The organism is Kitasatospora sp. GAS204B, assembly GCF_029892155.1.
GTDB lineage: Bacteria > Actinomycetota > Actinomycetes > Streptomycetales > Streptomycetaceae > Kitasatospora.
Genome location: NZ_JARZAG010000040.1, coordinates 35,802 through 55,287 on the forward strand (window position 1 = coordinate 35,802; position 19,486 = coordinate 55,287).

A 19,486-nucleotide genomic window follows, 5' to 3' on the forward strand; every position below is an offset into this window, starting at 1 on the left:
GGAGTGGACGCAGCGGTGAGCCCCAAGCAGGTCGACCCCTACTTTCCGGGCAACGGCGACACCCGCTACCGGGTACACCGCTACGAACTGACCCTCGACTACCGTCCCGGGCCCAACCGGCTGGCCGGCGCCGCCCGGATCAGCGCGCTGGCCGGTCCGGAGCCGCTGCGCGAGTTCGCCCTGGACCTGGCCGAGTTCCGGATCGGCCGGGTCCTGGTGGACGGCAGGGCCGCGCACTACACCCACCGGGGCGGCAAGCTGCGGGTCAAGCCGGCCAGGGCGCTCGCCTCGGGGGCCGCGTTCACCGTCGAGGTGCACTACAGCGGCAACCCGAAGCCGGTCCGCAGCCAGTGGGGCGGCCTGGGCTGGGAGGAACTGACGGACGGTGCCCTGGTGGCCAGTCAGCCCGTCGGCGCGCCGTCCTGGTTCCCGTGCAACGACCGGCCCGCTGACAAGGCCGCGTACCAGATATCGGTCACCACCCCCTCCCCCTACACGGTGGTGACGGGTGGTCGGCTGCTCACCCGGACCACCAAGGCCAGCAGCACCACCTGGGTCTACGAGCAGGCCGCGCCCACCTCCAGCTACCTGGTCGGGATCGCGATCAGCGCCTTCGAGAAGGTGCTGCTGGTCGACGCCGAACCAGGCGCGGTCCCGCAGACCGGCTACGTGCCGGCCCGGCTGGTGCCGCGGTTCGCCGGCGACTTCGGCCGCCAGCCGCAGATGATGCGCCTCTTCGAGGAGCTCTACGGCCCCTACCCGTTCGGCGAGTACGCGGTGGTGGTGGCCGACGAGGAGCTGGACGTCCCGGTCGAGGCGCAGGGCCTGTCGTCCTTCGGCACGAACCACGTGGACGGCGTGCGCGGCTCCGAGCGCCTGGTCGCGCACGAGCTGGCCCACCAGTGGTTCGGCAACAGCGTCACCATCGCGGACTGGCGGCACATCTGGCTCAACGAGGGCCTGGCGAAGTACTCGGAGTGGCTCTGGGCGGAACGCTCCGGCGGCCGCGACGCCCAGGCCCACGCCGCCGACGCCCACCGCCAGCTGAGCGCCCTCCCGCAGGACCTGCGGATCGCCGACCCCGGTCGCAAGCAGATGTTCGACGACCGGCTGTACGAGCGCGGCGGCCTGACGGTGCACGCGCTGCGCTGCGCCCTCGGTGACGAGGCCTTCTTCCGGATGCTGCGCGACTGGGCGACTGGCCGCCGCCACGGGGTGGTGACCACGGCCGACTTCATGGCCCACGCGCAGCGGTACGCGGCGGTGGGCGGCTCGCTGGTGGAGCTGTTCGACGCCTGGCTCTTCGACGGGGCGCTGCCGGAACTGCCGGTGCCGGCGGCACCGGCGGCGGTCGTCGCCTCGGTGACACCGCTGCCGGGGGTGGCGGCAGAGCCGGCGGCGCGCGCTGCCGGTGGTCCGCTGAGCCTGCTCAGGCGGCCGCTGCGCCCCGGTCGCTGACGGCCAGGTCGGCGATGACCAGGTCGGCGATCACCAGGTCGGCGGCGCGGGTCGGGTCGCCGTCGGCGCGGGCGAGCAGCGCCCCGATGTCGTAGGCGAGTTCGGGCGGCGCGCCGGTGAGACGGAGCTCGTAGTCGAAGCGCGGCATGCTGACGGCCGCGTCCAGCTCGGGGCGCAGCCGGTGCAGCGCCTCCACCAGCTCCCAGGCGCGGCAAGCCAGTTGAGCGCGCTGCTCGGGATCACAGGAGCGCACGGCGGCCTCGACCCACGAGTCACCGGGCTCGAACTCCCGCAGCACGGACAGCAGTTCGGGGGCACCCAGGATCTCCGCCGCGCCGAGGCTGAGGGTGTGCTCGCCGGCCGGGTCGGCGAGCAGCTCCGCCAACAGCGGGACAGCGCGCGGGTCGTGCCGCCGGGCCAGGCCGTTGACGCCCTCCGCGCGGGCGTCGGGGTACTCGTCCGTGGTCCGCTCCCAGAGCGCGGCCTGGATCTCGGGACTGTCGAGCTCGGCCACGGAGCCCAGCTCGAAGGTCGCCCAGTTGCGGACGTCCGGGTCGGCGTCGCGGGTCAGCGCCAGCAGGGCCTCGAGCTCCTGACCCTCCGCCCGGTCGCCGAGAGCCACCGCGAAGTTGACGGCCACGTGGAAACGCACCTCGGCGTCCGGGTGCCGGGCGAGGCCGACCAGCACGGGGGCCGCTCGCCGGTCCTGCGTCCGGCCGAGCGCGCCGGCCAGCGAACTCAGCACCCGGCCCTCGGCCTCCCCCTGCGCGAGCGCGAGCAACGCGGTCAGCGCCTCGGGGCGGGCGGCTTCGTGCCGGTCGCAGACGTCCTTCAGCAGGTCACAGCCGGCCGCGCGGTCGATCGGGTCGGGCGCACCGAGCAGCGCCAGGCCGAGCGGCAGCGCGACCGTCGGCTCGGCGGACGCCTGGTGCAGCAGCGTGTGGTAGTCGTGCCAGCGGTCGTCGTCGTCCGTCTCGAGCGCGCGGCGTGCTGCTGCCAGGGCTTGGTCGACCAGGGTGTGCGTGTCCGTGCTCATCAGGGCATCCTGGCAGCCGGACGGGCGGAGCGCTGCGGGGTTTCCCGGGCGTCCTCCTCCGTCAAAAGGGATTGAGGGGCGATCATCGGGCTGCTAGCTTTCACTCGACCGTGACACCGCCCGAGGAGGTGAGACCCATGAACGCTACATCGATGTGGGTGCTCCCCCTTGCCGTCACGGCCGGCGATTGACGTAGGTGTCGCCGGGAGCGCCTCGACAACAAGGCACTCCCGAAAGGCAACACCCATGTACTCTCTGCGGTTCACCACCGAGTCGTCGTCGAACGGCGTGCTCGAGCGCGACTTCACCGTGGGCGACGTCCCCGGGGTTCTCTGGTCGCCGGCCTCCGACGCGGCCGATCACGCGCCGCTGATCCTGATGGCCCACGGCGGCGGCAACCACAAGAAGCACCCGGCGATGTCCGGCCGCGCCCAGCGCCTCGTGGCCGGCTGTGGCTTCCACGTCGCCGTCATCGACGCGCCCGGTCACGGCGATCGGCCGCGCACCGCGCACGACGAGGCGGAAATCGCCGAGCTGTTCCGGGCGAGGGCGGCGGGCGAGCCGGAAGGCCCGATCGTCGTCCGTTACAACGACCACCTGGCCAAGCTCGCCGTGCCCGAGTACCAGGCGACCCTGGACGCCCTCCAGGAACTCCCGGAGATCGGCACCGACGGGCCGGTCGGCTTCTGGGGCATCAACATGGGCACCGCGATCGGCCTACCGCTCGTGGCGATCGAACCCCGGATCACCGCCGCGGTCTTCGGCCAGCACTGGCCCGACACCCTGGCCGAGCAGGCGAAGCAGATCACCATCCCGATCGAGTTCGACCTGCAGTGGGACGACGAGCACATCCCGCGCGAGGCCGGTCTCGCGCTCTTCGACGCCTTCGCCTCGACGGAGAAGACGTTGCACGCCAACGCGGGCAAGCACAAGGAGCTGCCCAGGTTCGAGGCGGACAGCGCAGTCCGGTTCTTCGCCCGGCACTTCGGCCCGGCGGTCACCTCGCCGGCGTGACGTGCGCGGCTGCGGCGTCCGGCCTGCCAACCGGGCGCCGCGGCATCGCCGCGTGCCGGCCGTAGGGCGTGGGAAGTTGGAGCGCGGGCGGCTGGAGGATGCCGGGGTCGGGCTCCGCTCGGGGACGGGCCGGCGAAATCCCGTTGCCGGGCCGGACGAACGTCCCGACACTGGGGGGCATGCTCGGATTCGTCAGGACCGACAACGAAGCCCTCGTCTCCTGCCTGGGCGATCCACAACGCACCGTGGCGGCCTACCGGGAGCTGCTGCGCCGCAAGGATGCTGCGGTCGGCGCCATTCGCGCCGGCCTGGACCACGAGAACCCGGCTGTCCGGGAAGGCTGCTGCCGCCTGCTGGACCACCTGGTCGACACCGAGTCCATGAGCCGGCTGATCGCCATGACCGAGGACCCGGACGCCAAGGTCAGGATCGCGGCGTTCCATGCCCTGGCCTGTGACCGCTGCAAGGGCGACAGCTGCGCGCCGGGCGCGGACCAGGTCCTCGAACAGGCGCTGCGCCACCTGGCCACCGACCCCGACGCGGGGGTCCGGACGAGGGCCGCCGAGCTCGTCGGCAAGTTCGTGCACACCGACGCCCGCGCCGTCGCGGCCCTGACGGCGTCCCACGCTCGGGACCCGAGCCCGGCCGTGCGGAAGAAGGCGGGGTGGTTCGCTCCCGGCGGGACCATCTACGCATGGACTCGCCGCGCGGCTGGCGATGGCTGACTGTTCGTCAGGCGGTCTTGAGCTGCTGCTGGAACTGGCTGATGTCGATGACCTGGTCGGCGGGCGGGGCCTGGACGGTGACCGGCTTGTCGAAGTCGCTCAGGTCGACGCTTTGCGGATCGCCGCCGCCCTCGCCGGATATCCGGATCAGGTGGTGCGGGGCGACGGCCGCGACGTACAGCGCCGTGGCGGTGCCGGAGGTGTCCTCGCCGGCCAGGCTGATGACGCTGACGCCGTCGATGACGCTGAGCGTCCCCTTGCCGAGCGTCAGGTTGTCGGAGGGGCTCTGGGCGAGCGTGCCGACGAAGGCGCAGGCGGCGGCCATCTGCTTCAGGCTCGGGTCGTCCGCGGGACCGGTGAGGTAGCGGCCCTTGAACAGCTCGGCGGCCCGGTCACCGTTCTGCGGGTGGCCCTGCTTGGCGGCGATGGACCTCCAGAAGGTCGCGTCGGGCTGCATCCAGGTCTGCCCGGCGGTGTGCCGAAGCTCCACCTGGCCCAACGAGGCCGTGCTGATGGTGCCCTGGCAGTCGCCATTGAGGTTGGCGGCCAGGTCCATGGTGGCCGTCTGACCGTTCGTGGTGACCGTCCCGGTCATCCGGAGCGAGGTCACCGCGGCCATCGCGGTCTGCATCTGCTGGGATATCTCGTCGGGGCTGAGCGAGGCGAAGTAGTGGTCCGGCGAGAGCGAGGGCAGGGCATTGACGCTCGGCGCGGCAAGCGGCGTGCCGGGGACCGGGCTGACCCCGCGCTCGCCGGGGGAGGCCGCCAGGTGGCCGGCGGAGCCCGTCCCGCAGGCGGTGGCCCCGGCCGCGAGGGCGGCGCAGAGCAGGGCGGTGGGCAGGAAGCGCTTGGCGGTCGGCATGGTCTCTCCCCCGGTCAGAGGCGACCATCCAAGCAGGGCGTGGCGGCTGACGGCCCGCCGGGGTCCGGGGCCAGGGGTCCGGGGCCAGGGGTCACGCGGGGACGTACGGCGGGGTCAGCCCCCAGCCCCAGTGCGGCATCGGGGTCTGGACCACGCGCTCCGCGCCGGGGGCGGAGAACATCTTGGCCATCCGGGTGCCCCACTCCAGGTAGCCGGTGAACGCCGCCCGGAACTCGGGGTCGTCCGGCAGTCCGACCTCGTCCGCGGTGTCCTGCAACAGGCTCACCCAGCGGCGGCGCTGCTGCTCGGTCAGGTTCCGGCCGAGGTGGCGCGAGACCATGTGCGGGTGGCCGCCGCGCTCGGCGGAGTAGGCGGGCGGGCCGCCGAAGACCTCGCCGAGGAAGAGCGCGACGCGCTGCGGGTGCTCGTCGTCCATGCCCGCGAAGACCGGGGCGAGGAGCTCGTCCGTCACGACGTGGGCGTAGAAGGCACTGGTCAGGCGGGTCAGCGCGGGAGCGCCGCCGAGGTACTCGTAGAGGGTCGGCGGCTCGGCCGGCTGCGGTCCGGCGCCGCGCACGCCGGTCTCCGCGTAGTGCCGCATCTCCTCGATCGCCTCGACGTACGGCTGGATCTCCGCGAAGAAGGCGGCGAACTCCGGCGAGCCGCGAAAGCCCTCCAAGTGGTCCCGGACCGAGGTCCAGCGGATCCGCAGGATGTAGGCGCCGGGCTCGTCGATGCTCTCGGTCAGCTCGTAGTCCACGCAGTACGGCGAGGCGGCCAGCGGGACGGCGGCCCGCCGGTAGGCAGCCGTGAACTCCGCGCGCCGCGGCTCCGGGATCCGGTAGCGGATGTACTCGATGGTCGTCATGCGGACATGATGGACCGTCAGGTCCGACGGTCCGTCAGATCTGGCCGACAGCAAGCGCCGTGTCACTCCGTCGCCGGTACCTCCGCCGGCCGCTTGAACATCCGGGTCGCGGTGATCTCGCCGTGGATCGCCGGGCCGTCCGGGTCCTGCGGGGCGGGCAGGCCGGGGCGCAGGTGCTCCTCGACGGAGATGTACTTGAGCCCGGCCCGCAGGTCGGCGTCGTTGCGCAGCCGGATGACCAGCGGGAACTCGGCGAGCGCGGTGGTGTCGAAGAGGCCGGTGGTGTAGATCAGCTGGACGCCGAGCGCGTCGGCCACCGCCCGCTGGAGCTCCAGCAGGTAGGTGGCGTTGGCGCGCCCGATCGGGTTGTCCAGGAAGAGCGTGCCGGCGTGCCGCAGCTGCGACTGGCCGCGGTCGTTGGCGCGCAGCGCGGCCATCGTGCAGTAGAGCGCGATGGCGGCGGTGAGCAACTGGCCGCCGGAGAAGACGTCCGACATCTGCCCCACGCTCACCCGCTCGGCGCGCAGCACCGCGTCGGGCTTGAGGATCTCGACCGAGACGCCCTTGGGGCCGATCGCCGCCGCCACCGCGCGCAGCAGCAGCGACATGCCGTCGCGGCGAAGGTCGGAGTTCTTCCGCACGGCGGCGCGGGTGGCCTCGTCGATCACCTCGCCGAGGCGCTCGGCGAGCACCGTCTGGTCCGGGTCCTCGAAGCGGATCCGCAGGAACTCCTGGCCCGACCACTCGCCCAGGCCCTCGGGCAGCCGGGAGAGCCGCTGGGCGGCGCGCAGGGTGGCGAGCGAGGTCTCCACCAGGCCGCGCAGCCGGTCCACGATCGAGCCGCGGTTGCGCTCCAGCTGGGTCAGCTCGTCGGTCAGCACCCGCAGCCGGGGCGCGAAGGCGACGGCCCAGGCGGCGGCGTGCTCGGGCAGCGCGGCGGCCGGCAGCTCGCGGATCTGCTGGCGGGCGGGGGTGCGGACGGCCTCGTAGCGGGCCGCGTTGGCGTGCCGGACCAGCCCGTCGCTGGCGTCGCGGACGGCGAGGTCGGCGGCGGACAGCTCGGCGGAGGCGGTGCGCAGCGCGCGGCGGGTCTCGGTGGCGGCGGTGCGGGCCTCGGCCAGTGAGTCCAGGTACGGCTCGGCACTCGCCTCGCCGTCCTCCGCGGTGTGGTCGCGCAGGCCGTCGCGCAGCTGGGCGGCCGCCTCGTCGAAATCGGCGGCGGCGGACTGCGCGGACTGCAGGGTGCGCAGCAGCTCGCTGTGCTCGATCCGGGTGCTCTCCAACGCCTCGCGCCGCTCGGCGAGTTCGCCGGTGGCCACGCGCAGCAGCTGCTGGGCGTGCTCGGGGTCGGTGGGGACGAGCTCTTCGGGCAGCTCGGTGTGCGCCTCGCCGGCGGCGGGCGCCGAGCGCTCCACCTCGGCGCGCAGCCGGCCGAGTTGCTCGCTGGCGGCGGCGGAGCGGGCCTCGATGGTGGCGACCAGCTCCTCGGCGCGGGCGGCGGCGGCCTGGCGGGCCGGGCCGTCGGCGCCGTCGGGGCTGTTCAGCAACTCCTCGGCGCGGGTCCTGACCTTGTTGGTCAGGCGGTCCAACTCGGCCCGGGCGGCGGTCTCGTCGCTCTCCGCACGGGCCTGCTCGGCGCGCAGGTCGGCCCCGACGCCGACCTTCTCGTAGAGCTGGGCGGCGGCCCGGTAGGCCTCGCGCAGCGCGGGCAGCGAGGCGGTCGGCAGCTCGTCGCTGACCGCGACGGTGCCGGACAGCTCGGCCCGCTCGGCGCGCAGCGTGCGCGCGGTGCGGCGGGCGTCGTCGGCGGCCCGCTGGGCGGCCCGGCGGTCCTCGTCGCAGGCCTGGGCCCGCTCGGCGCAGGCCGCCTGGCGGCGCTCGCACTCGGCGGCGTCCTCGGCGAGTTCGCGCAGCGACCTGGTCCAGCTGGCCCGCTCGCGCAGCCGGAACGCCAGCCCTGCCAGCGCGTCGGCGCGGCGGCGGGTCTGCTGGGCGGCCTCCCGGCGCTCCTCGTGGACGCTCACCGCGCTCACCCGGTCGGCCTCGGCCTCGGTGTGCTCGGCACGGGCGGCGGCCAGCTGGGCTGTGGCGATCTCGGCCTGCTCGGCGGCGGTCGACACCGCGTCGGTCAGCTCGGCCAGCGTGCCGGGCGGGCAACTGGCCTGCCAGGACGCGAGCCGGGCGGCCAGCGCGCGGTCGGCGCCGAGCCGGGCGGCCAGCTCGCGGATGTGCTCGTCGCGGGCGCCCGCCCGCGCGCGCAGCTCGCGGCGCTCGGTGTCGGCCGCGGACTCGTCGTGCATGGCCGGGTTCGGCGGCACCAGAAAGAAGGCCGGCTCGTCCGTGATCGGGGCGATCAGCGCGGCGGCGGTGCCCACCGCGACGGTGGAGCGCGGCAGCAGCGCGGCGGCCTGCAGCGCCTCGCGGGCCCGGTCCAGCGAGGACGGGTCGGTGACCACCACGCCGTCGACCAGCTCGGGACGGGCGGCCAGGATCGCCTCGTGGTCCAACGGGTCGACGGACTGGGCCAGGTAGCGCCAGCCGGGCAGCGCCGGGATGCCCTGCTCGCCGAGGTACTCGACGGTGGCGAGCACGTCGGGGCCCGGCGGCAGCAGGCCGCCGTCGCCGAGGGCGGCCAGGATCCGGGAGTCGTCGGCGGCGGTGGTGCGCAGGTCGAAGAGGGTGCGTTCGGCGGTGGCGACGGCGCCTTCGAGCAGCTCGGTGAGGTCCTCGGCGGCGCGGTCCAGGACGTCGGGGGTCAGGGCGTCCGAGGTCTCGTCGGCGTCACCGTCGTAGTACGGGGCCAGCCCGAGCAGTTCGGCCAGCCGCGGCTCCCCCGCCAGCTGCGCGGCAGTGCGGCGCTCGGCGGCCAGCGCGCGCTGGGCGGCGGCGCGCGCGTCGCTGGCGCGGGCGGCGGCCAGCTCGGCCCGGCCCTCGGCGGCGGCCGCCTCGCGGGTGCGGGCGGTGGCCTGCTCGGCGGTGGCGCGGGCCTGCTCCAGGCCCGCGGTGGCGGCCTTCTCGGCGTCGGCGGCGTGCAGCGCGGCGCGCGCGGGGTCAACGTCTCCTGCGGTGTCGATCCAGCCGGCGGCCACCGCTGCCTGGGTCTCCTGCTCGACCTCGGCCAGCCGCTGGCGCAGGTGGTCGGCGTCGGAGCGGGCTTTCTGACCGGCGGTGGCGGCGGCCACCGAGTCGGCCTGGGCACGCGCGCCGTCCTGCTGGAGCTCGGCGGCGCGGGTCTCCTCGGCCTCGGCGCGCTCCTCGGCGGTGCCGGCGGCGGCCTCCAGCGCGTGGGCGAGCGCGCCGGCGGCCTGGGCCCGGGCGGCGAGCGCCGGGGCCGCGTCCAGCTCGGCCTCGCGGATCGCGGCGGCGACCCGGGCCGCCCGGTCGGCGGCGGCGCGGTGGCGCAGCGCGGCCTCGGCAGCCTGCCAGGCGGCGTGCAGGGTGCGGGCGTCGAGCAGTTCGCGGCGCAGCCCGGCGGCCTCGGCGGTGGCGGCGGCCAGCGAGAGGGTGGCGTGCCGGTGGGTCAGCTCGGCGGTGATCAGCGCGTGGCGGGTGCGGTCGGCCTCGGCGGCGGTGACCGCGCTCGCGGCGGCGGCCACCTCGATCGCCAGGTCCTGGGCCCGCTCGCGCTCGGCGCCGGCCCGGGCGGCTAGCGCCTGGGCCAGGCGGCGGGTGCGGCGCTCGGCGACGCGGTGCGCCTCGCGCACGCTCTCGCGCGCGCCGGTGGCGGCCACGATCCGCTCCAGCAGCTCCAACGAACCGCCGGTGAAGTCGCGTTCGGCGGTCAGCTCGGCGCGCCGGCCGAGCTTGGCGGCGAAGCCGTGCACCAGGTCGGCCAGGCCGTCGGTGTCCCTGGTGTCGGTGACGGCGCGCAGCAGCAGATCGGTGAAGTCGGCGTCGTGCTTGACCGCGAAGAGGCCGGCCGCCTCGCCCTCGTCGGCGTTCATCTCGCGCTGGTAGCGGAAGAGTTCGGGGTCCAGGCCGAGCTCGCCGAGGTGCTCGGTCCAGCGGTCGTGGCCGTCCTCGAAGGTGAGGTCGAGGTACGGGTAGGCCTTGCCGGCCTCGGTCAGGGCGTCGCGGAAGCCCTTCATGGTGCGGCGCCGGCCGCGCGGGCGGGCGTTCGGGTCACCGAGGGTGGCGCGTTCGGCGACCGGCAGCGAGTCCAGCGTCAGGCCGGGGCCCGGGCGGAAGGAGTACCAGGTCTCGGCGAACTTGCGCGGGTCGGAGGAGACCTGACGGCCGCGCCACTCGCTGACCTTGCCGACCACGATCAGCTCGCCGGTGACGGTGTGCTGCCACTCCAGCGCGACGTGCCCGCAGTCGTCGGCGAGCAGGAACTTGCGCAGCACACCGGAGCTGGCGCCGCCCAGGGTGTTGCGGTGGCCGGGCAGCATCACCGAGAAGATCAGCTTGAGCAGCACCGACTTGCCGCCGCCGTTCTCCAGGAAGAGCACGCCGGCCGGGGCCGGGCGGCGCTGCGGCCCCTCGGGCTCCTCGCCGAACAGGCCCGGCTGCTGCGGGGCGGGGTCGGCCACCGGCTCGCCGACACCGCGCAGGTCCAGGACGGTGTCGGCGTAGCGGGCGCCGGCCGGGCCGATGGAGTAGAGGCGGACCCGGTTGAGCTCGTACATGAAGTCTTGCCCTTAGCAGGTTCAGAGGGAGTGGAACGGCAGGCCGGCGTCGGCGACCAGTTCCTCGGAGTGGTCGGCGGGCAGCAGGGTGGCCGTGCCGTCGCTGACCGGGACCACGCCGAGGTCGAGCAGCTCGGCCATCGCGGCGCTGCCGGCCAGGTCGCGGACCTGGAGCTGGTAGCGGGCGGTGGTGCGGTAGGTGCCGCCGGCGTCGTCCGAGGTCTTCTGCAGGAAGCCGGAGTCGACCAGGAAGGCCACCGCCTTGCCGGTGATGCCGATGGTGGAGCCGGCGAGCCGGCGGGCGTCCTTGGTGGCACCGGTGGTGGAGCGGCGGGCCCAGACCCGCCAGGCGGCCTCCAGGCCGGGCGCGTCCGTGGTCGGGTCGGTGTTGTCGCCGGCCTGCTCGGCCTGCTCCTCCAGGCGGCGGCAGGCCTGGCGCACGAAAGCATCCACGCCGTTGACGGTGATCCGGCCGAGGTAGCCGTCGTCGGCCAGGTCCTCGGGGCGGGGGAAGGCGAGGGCGGCGACCGCGAGGTGGGCCAGGCCGTGCAGGAAGCGGTCGGCGGTCTCGGAGGCGGCGCGGCGCGAGTAGTCGCCCATCTTGACGGCGAAGACCGAGTCCTCGGCGGCCGCCACCGCCATGCCGGCCCGGGCCGAGACCTCCAGGACCACCAAGCCGAGCCCGGCGGCGACCGCGTCGGCCAGCCGGGCGAACGGCGGGTCCTCGCGGTGGCGCCGGACCAGCTCGGCGTACTCGGCGTCCCGGGCCGGCAGCAGCTTGGCCTGCAAGCCGAAGGAGACCAGCCGGGCGGCGTCGGCGACGTCGGCGGGGGTGACCGCGGCCTCGCGCGGCAGCTCGTCCTGAGGGGTGGTCACGTGGCTTGCTCCTCGGTCGTACTGATGCAACGTCACTGCGCGTCCTGCCGACCCGCCGCCATGCCCACCGCGTCCAGCAGCGCGCTGCCGACGATCAGGTCGGCGCCGCCGAACTCGGGGTCGGCCAGCTGGGTGCCGTCGTCCACCGCGAAGAGCAGTCGCTCCTCGCCCTGGCGATAGGCGGTGCCGACCGGGGGGCTGGCGGCGTGCACGGCGAGCAGCGCGACCAGGTAGGGCAGTTCGGGGTCCTGGTCGCGGGCGTCGGCGAGCAGGCCGGAGAGCCGGCGGGGCGCGTCGGCGGGCAGGTCGAGCAGCACCAGGGCGGCCTCCAGCTGGGCCTCGGAGAACCGGCTGTCGTCGGGCGTGGCGACCAGGTCGGGGTCGGGCAGCTCGGCGCCCAGGTGCTCGCGCTCGACCGGCGGGGTGAGCAGCAGATCGACCAGGTCGGTCAGCCGCACGGCGGTGGGGGTGCGCAGGCCGATGCCACGGGCGAAGAAGGCGTCGGTGGGCCGGAGCGCCTGCTCTATCGGCAGCCGCAACACGGGCGCGAGCAGCTGGCCGTAGAGGTCGACGCCGGAGCGGGCGGCGGGCGCGGCGAAGGCCTGGCGGTCCTGCTCGGCGCGGAACAGCGGGCCGGCTTCGAGCAGCCGGGTCTGCAGCTGGGTGTGCCGACGGATGCAGTCCTTGACGATGTCGACCAGCTCGGCGGCCTGCCGCTTGTGGTCCGCTCCCTCGGCCTCGTCGCGGGCCCGGCGGATGTTGGTGAGGATCGCGTTCTCGTGCCGGTAGCGGTCGGCGATGTGGTCGAGCGCCTCGTCGATCAGGTCGGGGATGGCCTGCATCCAGTCCACCGCGCGCACGTTGCGCCGGGTGGCGTCCAGCGCGCGGCGCAGCGTCTCGGCGTACTGGACGGTGCGGTAGCGGGCCTGCTCGGCGGCGAGTTGGGCGTCGGCGAGGCGGCCGCGGCGGATCAGCACCTCCAGCTTGACCTCGGCGGCGATCTGCGCCGAGGTCACATCGGTGTCCAGCGCGCCGACCAGGACGTTGACCGCCTCGTCGGTGGTGCGCAGGTAGACCCCGCCGTCCGGGCCCGGGACCTCCTCGATCAGCTTGAAGTCGTAGTCCCGGCGGATGTAGCCGCCGTCCGCACCGAAGGTCCCGTAGACGGCGCGGAACCCGCGGTCGACGCTGCCGACGTTGATCAGCGACTCCAGCACCCAGCGGGCCACCCGCTGGTGCTCGCCGCCGGGGCGCTCGGGGCGCTGGGCGGCGACCCGGGGCAGCAGGCGGGCCAGCACTATCTCGCGGTCGGCGCCGGTGTCGAAGTCCATGTGCAGGGTGACCAGGTCGATCGCCGCCAGGCCGACCTCGGCCATCGCGTAGCCGCCGTACTCACCGGCCAGGTTGACCTTGCGGTTGTCCAGGTCGTGCAGCGGTGCGGTGCAGGCCAGCGCCTTGAGCCGCCGGGCCAGGCCCTCGTCGGCGGCCGGGCCCGGCGCGGGGCGGGCGCCGCCGGTGGGCGCGCGGAACTCGCGCTCGGCGGGCTGATCAGCGATGACGGTCACGGTGGACAAGCCTAGGGCCATGGACCGACAGGGCCTGAAATGGGGTGGTCATCCTGGTTTGTCCGCGAGCCGGCGAGCCGGCGCGGCACGAGTTGAACGTGTTCAAATCCAGGTCTACAGTCAGCCTCGCCGGACAACGGGTCCGGCCCGAGGGGGGAATCTCATGCCCGTCGAAGCTGTCGGGGCCGCCGAGCTGCGCACCGTCCGCCGCTGGCTCTGGATCTTCATCGTCTGCCTGGCGCTGAGCGGCCTGACCGCGTTCCCGCTGCGCACCGAGACCGACTGGCTGGGCAGGCTGGCCCACCACGCGCCCACCCCGGAGCCGCTGCTGGCCTGGCTGGACCGGATCCGCGCCGGACTGGCCGACACCGGCACCCGCTACCCGTTCATCGCCTACGGCACGGACTGGCTGGCCTTCGCCCATCTGGTCATCGCGGGGGCGTTCTGGGGGCCGCTGCGCGATCCGGTGCGCAATGTCTGGGTCGTGCAGTGGGCACTCGGGGCCTGCGTCGCGATCCTGCCGCTCGCCCTGATCTGCGGGCCGCTGCGCGGGATCCCGGTGTTCTGGCGATTCATCGACATGTCGTTCGGCGTCTTCGGGGCGATCCCGCTGCTGCTGGTGCTGCGGGCGATCCGGCGCCTGGAACGGGCTCAGGCGCCGTGCGGGTCAGTCCTCCAGGGCTGAGCGCACCGTGTCCCAGCAGTGCGGGTCGGCCGCGACCAGCAGTCCGGTGCGCTCGTCGGCCACCCCGTACTCGGCGCCGTCCAGCCGCCGCGCCACCCCGCCCGTCTCGCGCACCAGCAGCGTGCCGGGCGCGTGGTCCCAGGGCAGGGTGCGGTGGTAGCGCAGGAAGTCGAGCCGCCCCGTTGCCAGTTCCGGATAGTCCACACCGGCGCTGCCGGTGCCGGAACCCAACTCGGCGACCCGCTCGGCGGCCCGCGCCACCCGCTCGCGCGCGGCCGGATCCAGGAACCGGCTGAGCGCCGCCCCGCGGAGCTCGTCGAGCGCGCCGGGCGCTGGTGCGCGCCGCAGGCGCACGCCGTCGCGCCAGGCGCCCGCGCCCCGCTCCGCGAGATAGGCGTGACCGGTCGCGGGCTGCACGATCCAGCAGGCCACCGCCTCGCCCGCCCGCACCAGCGCCGCCATCACCGCGTAATGCGGCCGCCCCGCGACGAAGTTGGCGGTGCCGTCCAGCGGGTCGACCAACCAGGCGGTCGGCGCCGCGCGCAGCGCGGCCGGCAGGCCCGGGTCGGCGGCGCTCGCCTCCTCCCCCACCACCGGCGCGTCGAGCACCTCGCGCAGCCGACGGGTGATCAGTTGCTCGGCCTCCCGGTCGGCGGCGGTGACCACCTCGCCCGGGCTCTTCTCGCTCACCTCCCCCTCGGCCAGCGCCTGGAACCGGGGCAGGATCGCGACGGCCGCCGCCTCGCGGAGGATCTGGGTGACCTGGTCCATCATGCCGAGCATGATAGGCGGCACGCGTCGGCGGGCACCCGGCCGAACCGGGTGCGGCCGAACGGGGTGACCGGAGCGGACCGGGCCAACCGGGAAGCCCTAACATCCCCTCAGGCATCCACAGCAGCTCTGGGAGGCAGTGGCTCGTGACCGATGGGGTGATCGATCTCAACGCGGATCTCGGTGAGGGGTTCGGACGCTGGACGCTGACCGACGACGAAGCGCTGCTCTCGGTGGTGACCAGCGCGAATGTGGCCTGCGGGTTCCATGCCGGTGACCCGTCCACGATGCGGCGGGTCTGCGCGCTGGCGGCCGAACGGGGGGTGCGGATCGGCGCCCAGGTGTCCTACCGGGACCTGGCCGGCTTCGGGCGGCGGGCGATGGAGGTGCCGCCGGACGAGTTGGCCGACGAGATCGCCTACCAGATCGGGGCGTTGCAGGTGTTCGCCCGGGCCGCCGGATCCCGGGTGAGCTACGTCAAGTCGCACGGCGCGCTCTACAACAAAGTGGTGGCGGACAGCGAGCAGGCCGAGGCCGTGGTCGCCGGAGTGCTCCGGGCCGGGGCCGTCTGCGACGGCCCGCTGCCGGTGCTCGGACTGCCGGGCTCCAAGCTGCTCCAGGTCGCCGAGGGGGTCGGACTGCCGGTGGTGACCGAGGCGTTCGCCGACCGCGCCTACACCTGGGCGGGCACCCTGGTGCCGCGCCGGGAGCCGGACGCGGTGGTGCACGATCCGGAGACGGTGATCGCGCGGGCGGTGGGGATCGCCAGGGACGGGCTGGTCACCGCGATCGGCGGCGAGCCGGTGGCGGTCGACGCCCGCTCGCTCTGCGTGCACGGGGACACCCCCGGGGCGGCGCAACTGGCCTGGCGGGTGCGGGGAGCGCTGGCGTCGGCGGGGATCCGGGTGGAAGCGTTCACCTGATGACTGATCAACTGATGATCCATCAGGTCGGCAGCCACGCGCTGCTGCTGGAGGTGGCCGGCGGCGAGCGGGTGGCCGCGCTGTACCAGCGGCTGCTGGCCGAACGGGAGCGGGGCGGGCTCGGCCCGGTGACGGAGATCGTCCCCGCCGCGCGGACGGTGCTGCTGGACGGGCTGCCGCGGCCGGCCGAGGTGGCCGCGCTGCTGGCCGGCTGGCGGGTGCCCGCGACGGCCCCGCCCGCCGGGCCACTGCTGGAGGTGCCGACCGTCTACGACGGCGCCGACCTGGCCGAGGTCGCCGCGCACTGGGGAGTCACGCCCGCCGAGGCGGTGGCCCTGCACAGCGGGATCGAGTACCGGGTGGCGTTCTGCGGCTTCGTGCCGGGCTTCGGCTACCTGACCGGCCTGCCGCCCGAGCGCGAGGTGCCGCGCCGGGCCACCGCGCGCCCCGCCGTCCCGGCCGGTTCGGTGGCGCTGGCGGGCCCGTACACCGGGGTGTACCCGCGCTCCTCCCCCGGCGGCTGGCAACTGCTCGGCCGCACCGGGCTGGTGCTCTGGGACACCGCGCGCGAACCGGCCGCGCTGCTGACGCCGGGCGTGCGGGTCAGGTTCGTCCCGGTCGGGGGCGGTCCGTGGCCGAGTTGATCGTGCTGCGCCCCGGGCCGCTGAGCACGGTGCAGGACCTGGGCCGGTTCGGCGTCGCGCACCAGGGGGTGCCCCGGGCCGGGGCGCTGGACCAGCCCGCGTACGCGGCGGCCAACCGGCTGGTCGGCAACCCGCCCGGCGCCGCCGCCGTGGAGACCACGCTCGGCGGCCTCGCGGTGCGGGCGGTGGACGCCCCACTGGTGGTCGCCGTCACCGGCGCGCCGGCCGCGGTGCGGATCGACGGGCATCCGGTGGCCTGGGGCGCGGCCGTGCGGCTGCCGGCGGGCGCGACGCTGGACGTCGGACCGGCCGACTTCGGCGTGCGCAGCTACCTCGCGGTGCGCGGCGGGATCGCGGTGCCGCCGGTGCTGGGCAGCCGCTCGGCGGATCTGCTGACCGGGCTCGGGCCGGCCCCCCTGCGGGTCGGCGACCTGCTGCCGGTCGGCGCGGCCGCCGGCGGGCCCGGGGTGCCGGGCATCGACCTGCTGCCGCTGCCCGAGATGCCGCGCGAACTGGTGCTGCGGCTGCTGCCGGGACCGCGCGCCGACTGGTTCCTGCCGGACTCGCTGGTCGCGCTGGCCAAGGCCCGCTACTGGGTGGCGCCGGCCAGCAACCGGGTCGCGCTGCGCACCGAGGGTCCCGGGCTGATTCGGCGGCGGCACCAGGAACTGGCGAGCGAGGGCATGGTGCTGGGCGCGGTGCAGGTGCCGCCGGACGGGCAGCCGGTGGTCTTCCTCGCCGACCATCCGACCACCGGCGGCTACCCCGTGCTCGGCGTGGTGCCGGAGGCCGACCTGGCGGCCGCCGGGCAGGCCAGGCCGGGGACACCGGTACGGTTCGTCCCGACCCGGCGGCGATCCTGAGGGTTGACCTTGCCCCAGGGGGAAGCCCCAGCATCCTCGGTACCGGGCACGGTGCCCGGGAGGAAGAGGGGGACGAGCAGGTGGACCGGCTGACCATCGGGGCCTTCGCCCGGGCCTGCGGGCTGACGCCGAAAGCGCTGCGGCTCTACGACGAGCTGGGCCTGCTGCGCCCGGCCGAGGTGGACCCGCTCTCCGGCTACCGCTTCTACGCGCCCGAGCAGTTGGACCGCGCCCGGCTGGTCGCCCACCTGCGCCGGATCGGCCTGCCGCTGGCCCGGATCCAGCCGCTCTGCGAGCTGACGCCCCGTCAGGCGGCCGCCGAGCTCGGCGCCTACTGGGACGGTGTGCTGGCCGACACGGCCGCGCGGCAGGACCTGGTCACCCTCCTCCTCGATCACCTCACCGGGAGTACGGGGATGAACACCACACTGGGGCTGCGCTACGCGGCCCGCACCGATCAGGGCCTGGTCCGGGCCCGCAACGAGGACGCCGCCTACGCGGACGGCGGGCTGCTGGCCGTCGCGGACGGCTTCGGCGGACCGGAGGCGGCCGGGGCCGCGGTCGAGGCGCTCAAGCGCTTCGACCCGGCCGCCGTCGGCCCCGGCGACCTGCTGAACGCACTGGCCGAGGCGGTGCGGGCCGGGGTCGACGGAGCGCCGGACGAAACCGGGACCACGCTCACCGCCCTGCTGCTGTCCGGCTCGCGGCTGGCCCTGGTGCACATCGGGGACTCGCGGGCCTACCTGCTGCGGGACGGCGAGCTGTTCCAGATCACCCACGACCACACGCTGGTGCAGGCGATGGTCGACGAGGGCCGGATCACCGCCGCCGAGGCCGCCTCGCACCCGCAGCGCAGCATGCTGCTGCGCGCGCTCACCGGCCCGGACGCCGAGGCGCGGCCCGATGTCTCGCTGCACACCGCCCGGCCCGGCGACCGCTACCTGCTCTGCTCGGACGGGCTCAGCGCGGTCGTCCCACAAGCCGTCGTGCACACGGTGCTGGGCACCGTCGCCGCCCCCGAACAGGCGGTGCAGCAGCTGATCGGCCTCGCCAACCGGGCGGGCGGTCCGGACAACATCGCCTGCGCGGTGGCCGATGTGGTGACCGATGTGGTGACCGAGGGCTGACGCCGTGCCGCCGCGCCTCGCCCTGCTCGACGTCCGCCCGCTTCGACTGCCCGCGTTCCGCCGGCTCTTCCTCTCCTCCGCGGTCACCGCCGTCGGCGGCCAGCTCACCGCGTTCGCCGTCCCGATCCAGCTCTACCGGCTCACCGGCTCCTCCCTCTGGGTGGGGCTCGGCAGCGCGGCCGGCCTGCTGCCGATGGTGCTCGCCGCGCTCTGGGGCGGGGCGGTGGCCGACCGCGTGGACCGGCGCCGGGTGCTGCTGCTCGGCAACGCCGGGATCGCGCTCTGCTCGCTGCTGCTCTGGACCCAGGCGGCCGCGGGCCTGGGATCGGCCACCGTGCTGCTACTCCTGATCGCCGGGCAGCAGGCCTGCTTCGGCGCCAACTCCACCCTCCGGGGCGCGATCGTGCCCCGCCTGGTGCCGGCCGAGCTGCTGCCGGCGGCCAACGCGCTGCAGTCCACGGTCAGTTGGCTGGGCGGCATCGGCGGCCCGCTGCTGGCGGGCACCCTGGTCGTGGTCACCGGCCTCGGTCCGCTGTACCTGCTGGACGGTCTCGCGCTGCTCGCCGCGCTGATCCTCGCCCACCGGCTGCCGGCGCTGCCGCCGACCGGCGGCGGGGCGACCGGCAGCGGGCCGGACGGCTCGGCGCTGCGCGGTATCGCGGCCGGCCTGCGCTATCTGACGGGGCAACGGATCCTGCTGGTCGCCTACCTGGCCGACTTCACCGCGATGTTCTTCGGCATGCCCGTCGCGCTCTTCCCGCAGCTGGCCCAGCAGGGCCTCGGGACACCGGCGATCGGGGTCTTCTCGGCCGCGATCTCGCTGGGCGCGCTGCTCGCGGGCGCCTGCTCCGGCAGCTTCACCCGGCTGCGGCGGCACGGCGCGCTGGTGACCCTGGGGGTCTGCGGCTGGGGCCTGGCGATCACCGGCTTCGGCCTGGTCCACTCGCTCTGGCCGGCGGCGGTGCTGCTCGCACTCGGCGGGGCGGCGATCGTGGTGCTGAGCGTGTTCCGCAAGACCATCCTCCAGGGCGCCGCCACCGACGCGATGCGCGGTCGGCTGCAGGGCGCGGACACCGTGATCGCGGCCGGCGGGCCCAGACTCGCGGGGCTGGCGCACGGGACGGCGGGCGCCGCCTTCGGCACCGGCTGGGCGATCAGCGGCGGCGGGGTGCTGGTGGTGCTGGTGATGCTCGGCACCGTCGCGGCGGTCCCCGCCTTCTGGCGCTACGCCCCGGCGCAGGCCCTGGCCGGCTGACCTTGTCGGATCAGGCCGCGGCTACCCCCGGCCGCCAGGCTGGGGGCGGATGCCCGGCGTCGCGGGCCCGGAAGGATCCGCCGTGCAGGCCCTAGTGACCTGAGTCGGAGATTCGTCGGCAGTAGGCGGCGACCTTGTCGAGGATCTCGTCGGCGGTCTTGGTCCAGACGAAGGGGCGGGGTTGCT

Annotated in this window: 16 protein-coding genes; 9 read left to right on the top strand and 7 right to left on the bottom strand. The window is 75.0% G+C overall.

The window, feature by feature from the left end; genetic code table 11:
- The first annotated feature begins 15 nt into the window (after positions 1-15).
- Entirely contained in the window at positions 16-1,458 is a 1,443-nt protein-coding gene (locus tag P3T41_RS34020) for a M1 family metallopeptidase (RefSeq protein WP_280694493.1), read from the top strand.
- Here the strand turns inward: P3T41_RS34020 and P3T41_RS34025 are convergent.
- Entirely contained in the window at positions 1,430-2,494 is a 1,065-nt protein-coding gene (locus P3T41_RS34025) for a HEAT repeat domain-containing protein (RefSeq protein ID WP_280694494.1), read from the bottom strand. The two genes, P3T41_RS34020 and P3T41_RS34025, sit on opposite strands and share 29 nt — an antisense overlap.
- A 246-nt stretch (positions 2,495-2,740) precedes the next feature.
- On the opposite strand from P3T41_RS34025, the gene P3T41_RS34030 reads away from it, so the two are divergent.
- Both P3T41_RS34030 and P3T41_RS34035 read left to right on the top strand, forming a co-directional pair.
- Positions 2,741-3,508, top strand: a complete 768-nt coding sequence (locus P3T41_RS34030; RefSeq protein ID WP_280694495.1) for an alpha/beta hydrolase — start codon at positions 2,741-2,743, stop codon at positions 3,506-3,508.
- Positions 3,509-3,687: 179 nt separating this feature from the next.
- Entirely contained in the window at positions 3,688-4,233 is a 546-nt protein-coding gene (locus tag P3T41_RS34035; protein ID WP_280694496.1) for a HEAT repeat domain-containing protein, read from the top strand.
- A gap of 7 nt (positions 4,234-4,240) precedes the next feature.
- On the opposite strand, the gene P3T41_RS34040 is transcribed toward P3T41_RS34035, so the two are convergent.
- The 5 genes from P3T41_RS34040 to P3T41_RS34060 form a co-directional block, all read right to left on the bottom strand.
- The gene (locus tag P3T41_RS34040; RefSeq protein WP_280694497.1) at positions 4,241-5,095 is read right to left on the bottom strand and encodes a hypothetical protein; all 855 of its coding nucleotides are present in this window, start codon (positions 5,093-5,095) and stop codon (positions 4,241-4,243) included.
- Positions 5,096-5,186: 91 nt separating this feature from the next.
- The gene (locus tag P3T41_RS34045; protein WP_280694498.1) at positions 5,187-5,963 is read right to left on the bottom strand and encodes an antibiotic biosynthesis monooxygenase; all 777 of its coding nucleotides are present in this window, start codon (positions 5,961-5,963) and stop codon (positions 5,187-5,189) included.
- A gap of 62 nt (positions 5,964-6,025) precedes the next feature.
- Complete coding sequence (locus tag P3T41_RS34050; protein ID WP_280694499.1) at positions 6,026-10,591, bottom strand: hypothetical protein; 4,566 nt, start codon at positions 10,589-10,591, stop codon at positions 6,026-6,028.
- A 21-nt stretch (positions 10,592-10,612) separates the two neighbouring features.
- A complete protein-coding gene (locus tag P3T41_RS34055; protein ID WP_280694500.1) occupies positions 10,613-11,467 on the bottom strand; it encodes a hypothetical protein in 855 nt (284 codons plus the stop codon).
- 32 nt (positions 11,468-11,499) lie between these two features.
- A complete protein-coding gene (locus tag P3T41_RS34060) occupies positions 11,500-13,023 on the bottom strand; it encodes a hypothetical protein (RefSeq protein WP_280694511.1) in 1,524 nt (507 codons plus the stop codon).
- Positions 13,024-13,195: 172 nt separating this feature from the next.
- Between P3T41_RS34060 and P3T41_RS34065 the strand changes: the two genes are divergently transcribed.
- Positions 13,196-13,717 carry a hypothetical protein gene (locus P3T41_RS34065; RefSeq protein WP_280694501.1) on the top strand — a complete coding sequence of 174 codons (522 nt, stop codon included), beginning with the start codon at positions 13,196-13,198 and terminating at the stop codon, positions 13,715-13,717.
- On the opposite strand, the gene P3T41_RS34070 is transcribed toward P3T41_RS34065, so the two are convergent.
- Complete coding sequence (locus P3T41_RS34070) at positions 13,700-14,491, bottom strand: inositol monophosphatase (protein WP_280694502.1); 792 nt, start codon at positions 14,489-14,491, stop codon at positions 13,700-13,702. The genes P3T41_RS34065 and P3T41_RS34070 overlap by 18 nt on opposite strands.
- Before the next feature lie 143 nt (positions 14,492-14,634).
- Here P3T41_RS34070 and P3T41_RS34075 point away from each other — a divergent pair, with 143 nt between their 5' ends.
- The 5 genes from P3T41_RS34075 to P3T41_RS34095 all read left to right on the top strand — a co-directional run bounded on the left by P3T41_RS34075 (position 14,635) and on the right by P3T41_RS34095 (position 19,300).
- Complete coding sequence (locus tag P3T41_RS34075; RefSeq protein ID WP_280694503.1) at positions 14,635-15,411, top strand: 5-oxoprolinase subunit PxpA; 777 nt, start codon at positions 14,635-14,637, stop codon at positions 15,409-15,411.
- Positions 15,411-16,055 carry an allophanate hydrolase subunit 1 gene (locus P3T41_RS34080; RefSeq protein ID WP_280694504.1) on the top strand — a complete coding sequence of 215 codons (645 nt, stop codon included), beginning with the start codon at positions 15,411-15,413 and terminating at the stop codon, positions 16,053-16,055. Before P3T41_RS34075 ends, P3T41_RS34080 begins: the two co-directional genes overlap by 1 nt.
- The gene (locus tag P3T41_RS34085) at positions 16,043-16,918 is read left to right on the top strand and encodes a biotin-dependent carboxyltransferase family protein (protein ID WP_280694505.1); all 876 of its coding nucleotides are present in this window, start codon (positions 16,043-16,045) and stop codon (positions 16,916-16,918) included. The genes P3T41_RS34080 and P3T41_RS34085 overlap by 13 nt, the downstream gene beginning before the upstream one ends.
- An 80-nt stretch (positions 16,919-16,998) precedes the next feature.
- Positions 16,999-18,045, top strand: a complete 1,047-nt coding sequence (locus tag P3T41_RS34090; protein ID WP_280694506.1) for a MerR family transcriptional regulator — start codon at positions 16,999-17,001, stop codon at positions 18,043-18,045.
- Between the two features lie 4 nt (positions 18,046-18,049).
- Entirely contained in the window at positions 18,050-19,300 is a 1,251-nt protein-coding gene (locus P3T41_RS34095; RefSeq protein WP_280694507.1) for an MFS transporter, read from the top strand.
- Positions 19,301-19,486: the final 186 nt, after the last annotated feature.

Coding starts and splice junctions, on each gene's coding strand:
- P3T41_RS34050 (WP_280694499.1), bottom strand. CDS start 10,591: ATGTACGAGCTCAACCGGGTCCGCCTCTACTCCATCGGCCCGGCCGGC.
- P3T41_RS34030 (WP_280694495.1), top strand. CDS start 2,741: ATGTACTCTCTGCGGTTCACCACCGAGTCGTCGTCGAACGGCGTGCTC.
- P3T41_RS34070 (WP_280694502.1), bottom strand. CDS start 14,491: ATGATGGACCAGGTCACCCAGATCCTCCGCGAGGCGGCGGCCGTCGCG.
- P3T41_RS34080 (WP_280694504.1), top strand. CDS start 15,411: ATGACTGATCAACTGATGATCCATCAGGTCGGCAGCCACGCGCTGCTG.
- P3T41_RS34045 (WP_280694498.1), bottom strand. CDS start 5,963: ATGACGACCATCGAGTACATCCGCTACCGGATCCCGGAGCCGCGGCGC.
- P3T41_RS34065 (WP_280694501.1), top strand. CDS start 13,196: ATGCCCGTCGAAGCTGTCGGGGCCGCCGAGCTGCGCACCGTCCGCCGC.
- P3T41_RS34035 (WP_280694496.1), top strand. CDS start 3,688: ATGCTCGGATTCGTCAGGACCGACAACGAAGCCCTCGTCTCCTGCCTG.
- P3T41_RS34040 (WP_280694497.1), bottom strand. CDS start 5,095: ATGCCGACCGCCAAGCGCTTCCTGCCCACCGCCCTGCTCTGCGCCGCC.
- P3T41_RS34025 (WP_280694494.1), bottom strand. CDS start 2,494: ATGAGCACGGACACGCACACCCTGGTCGACCAAGCCCTGGCAGCAGCA.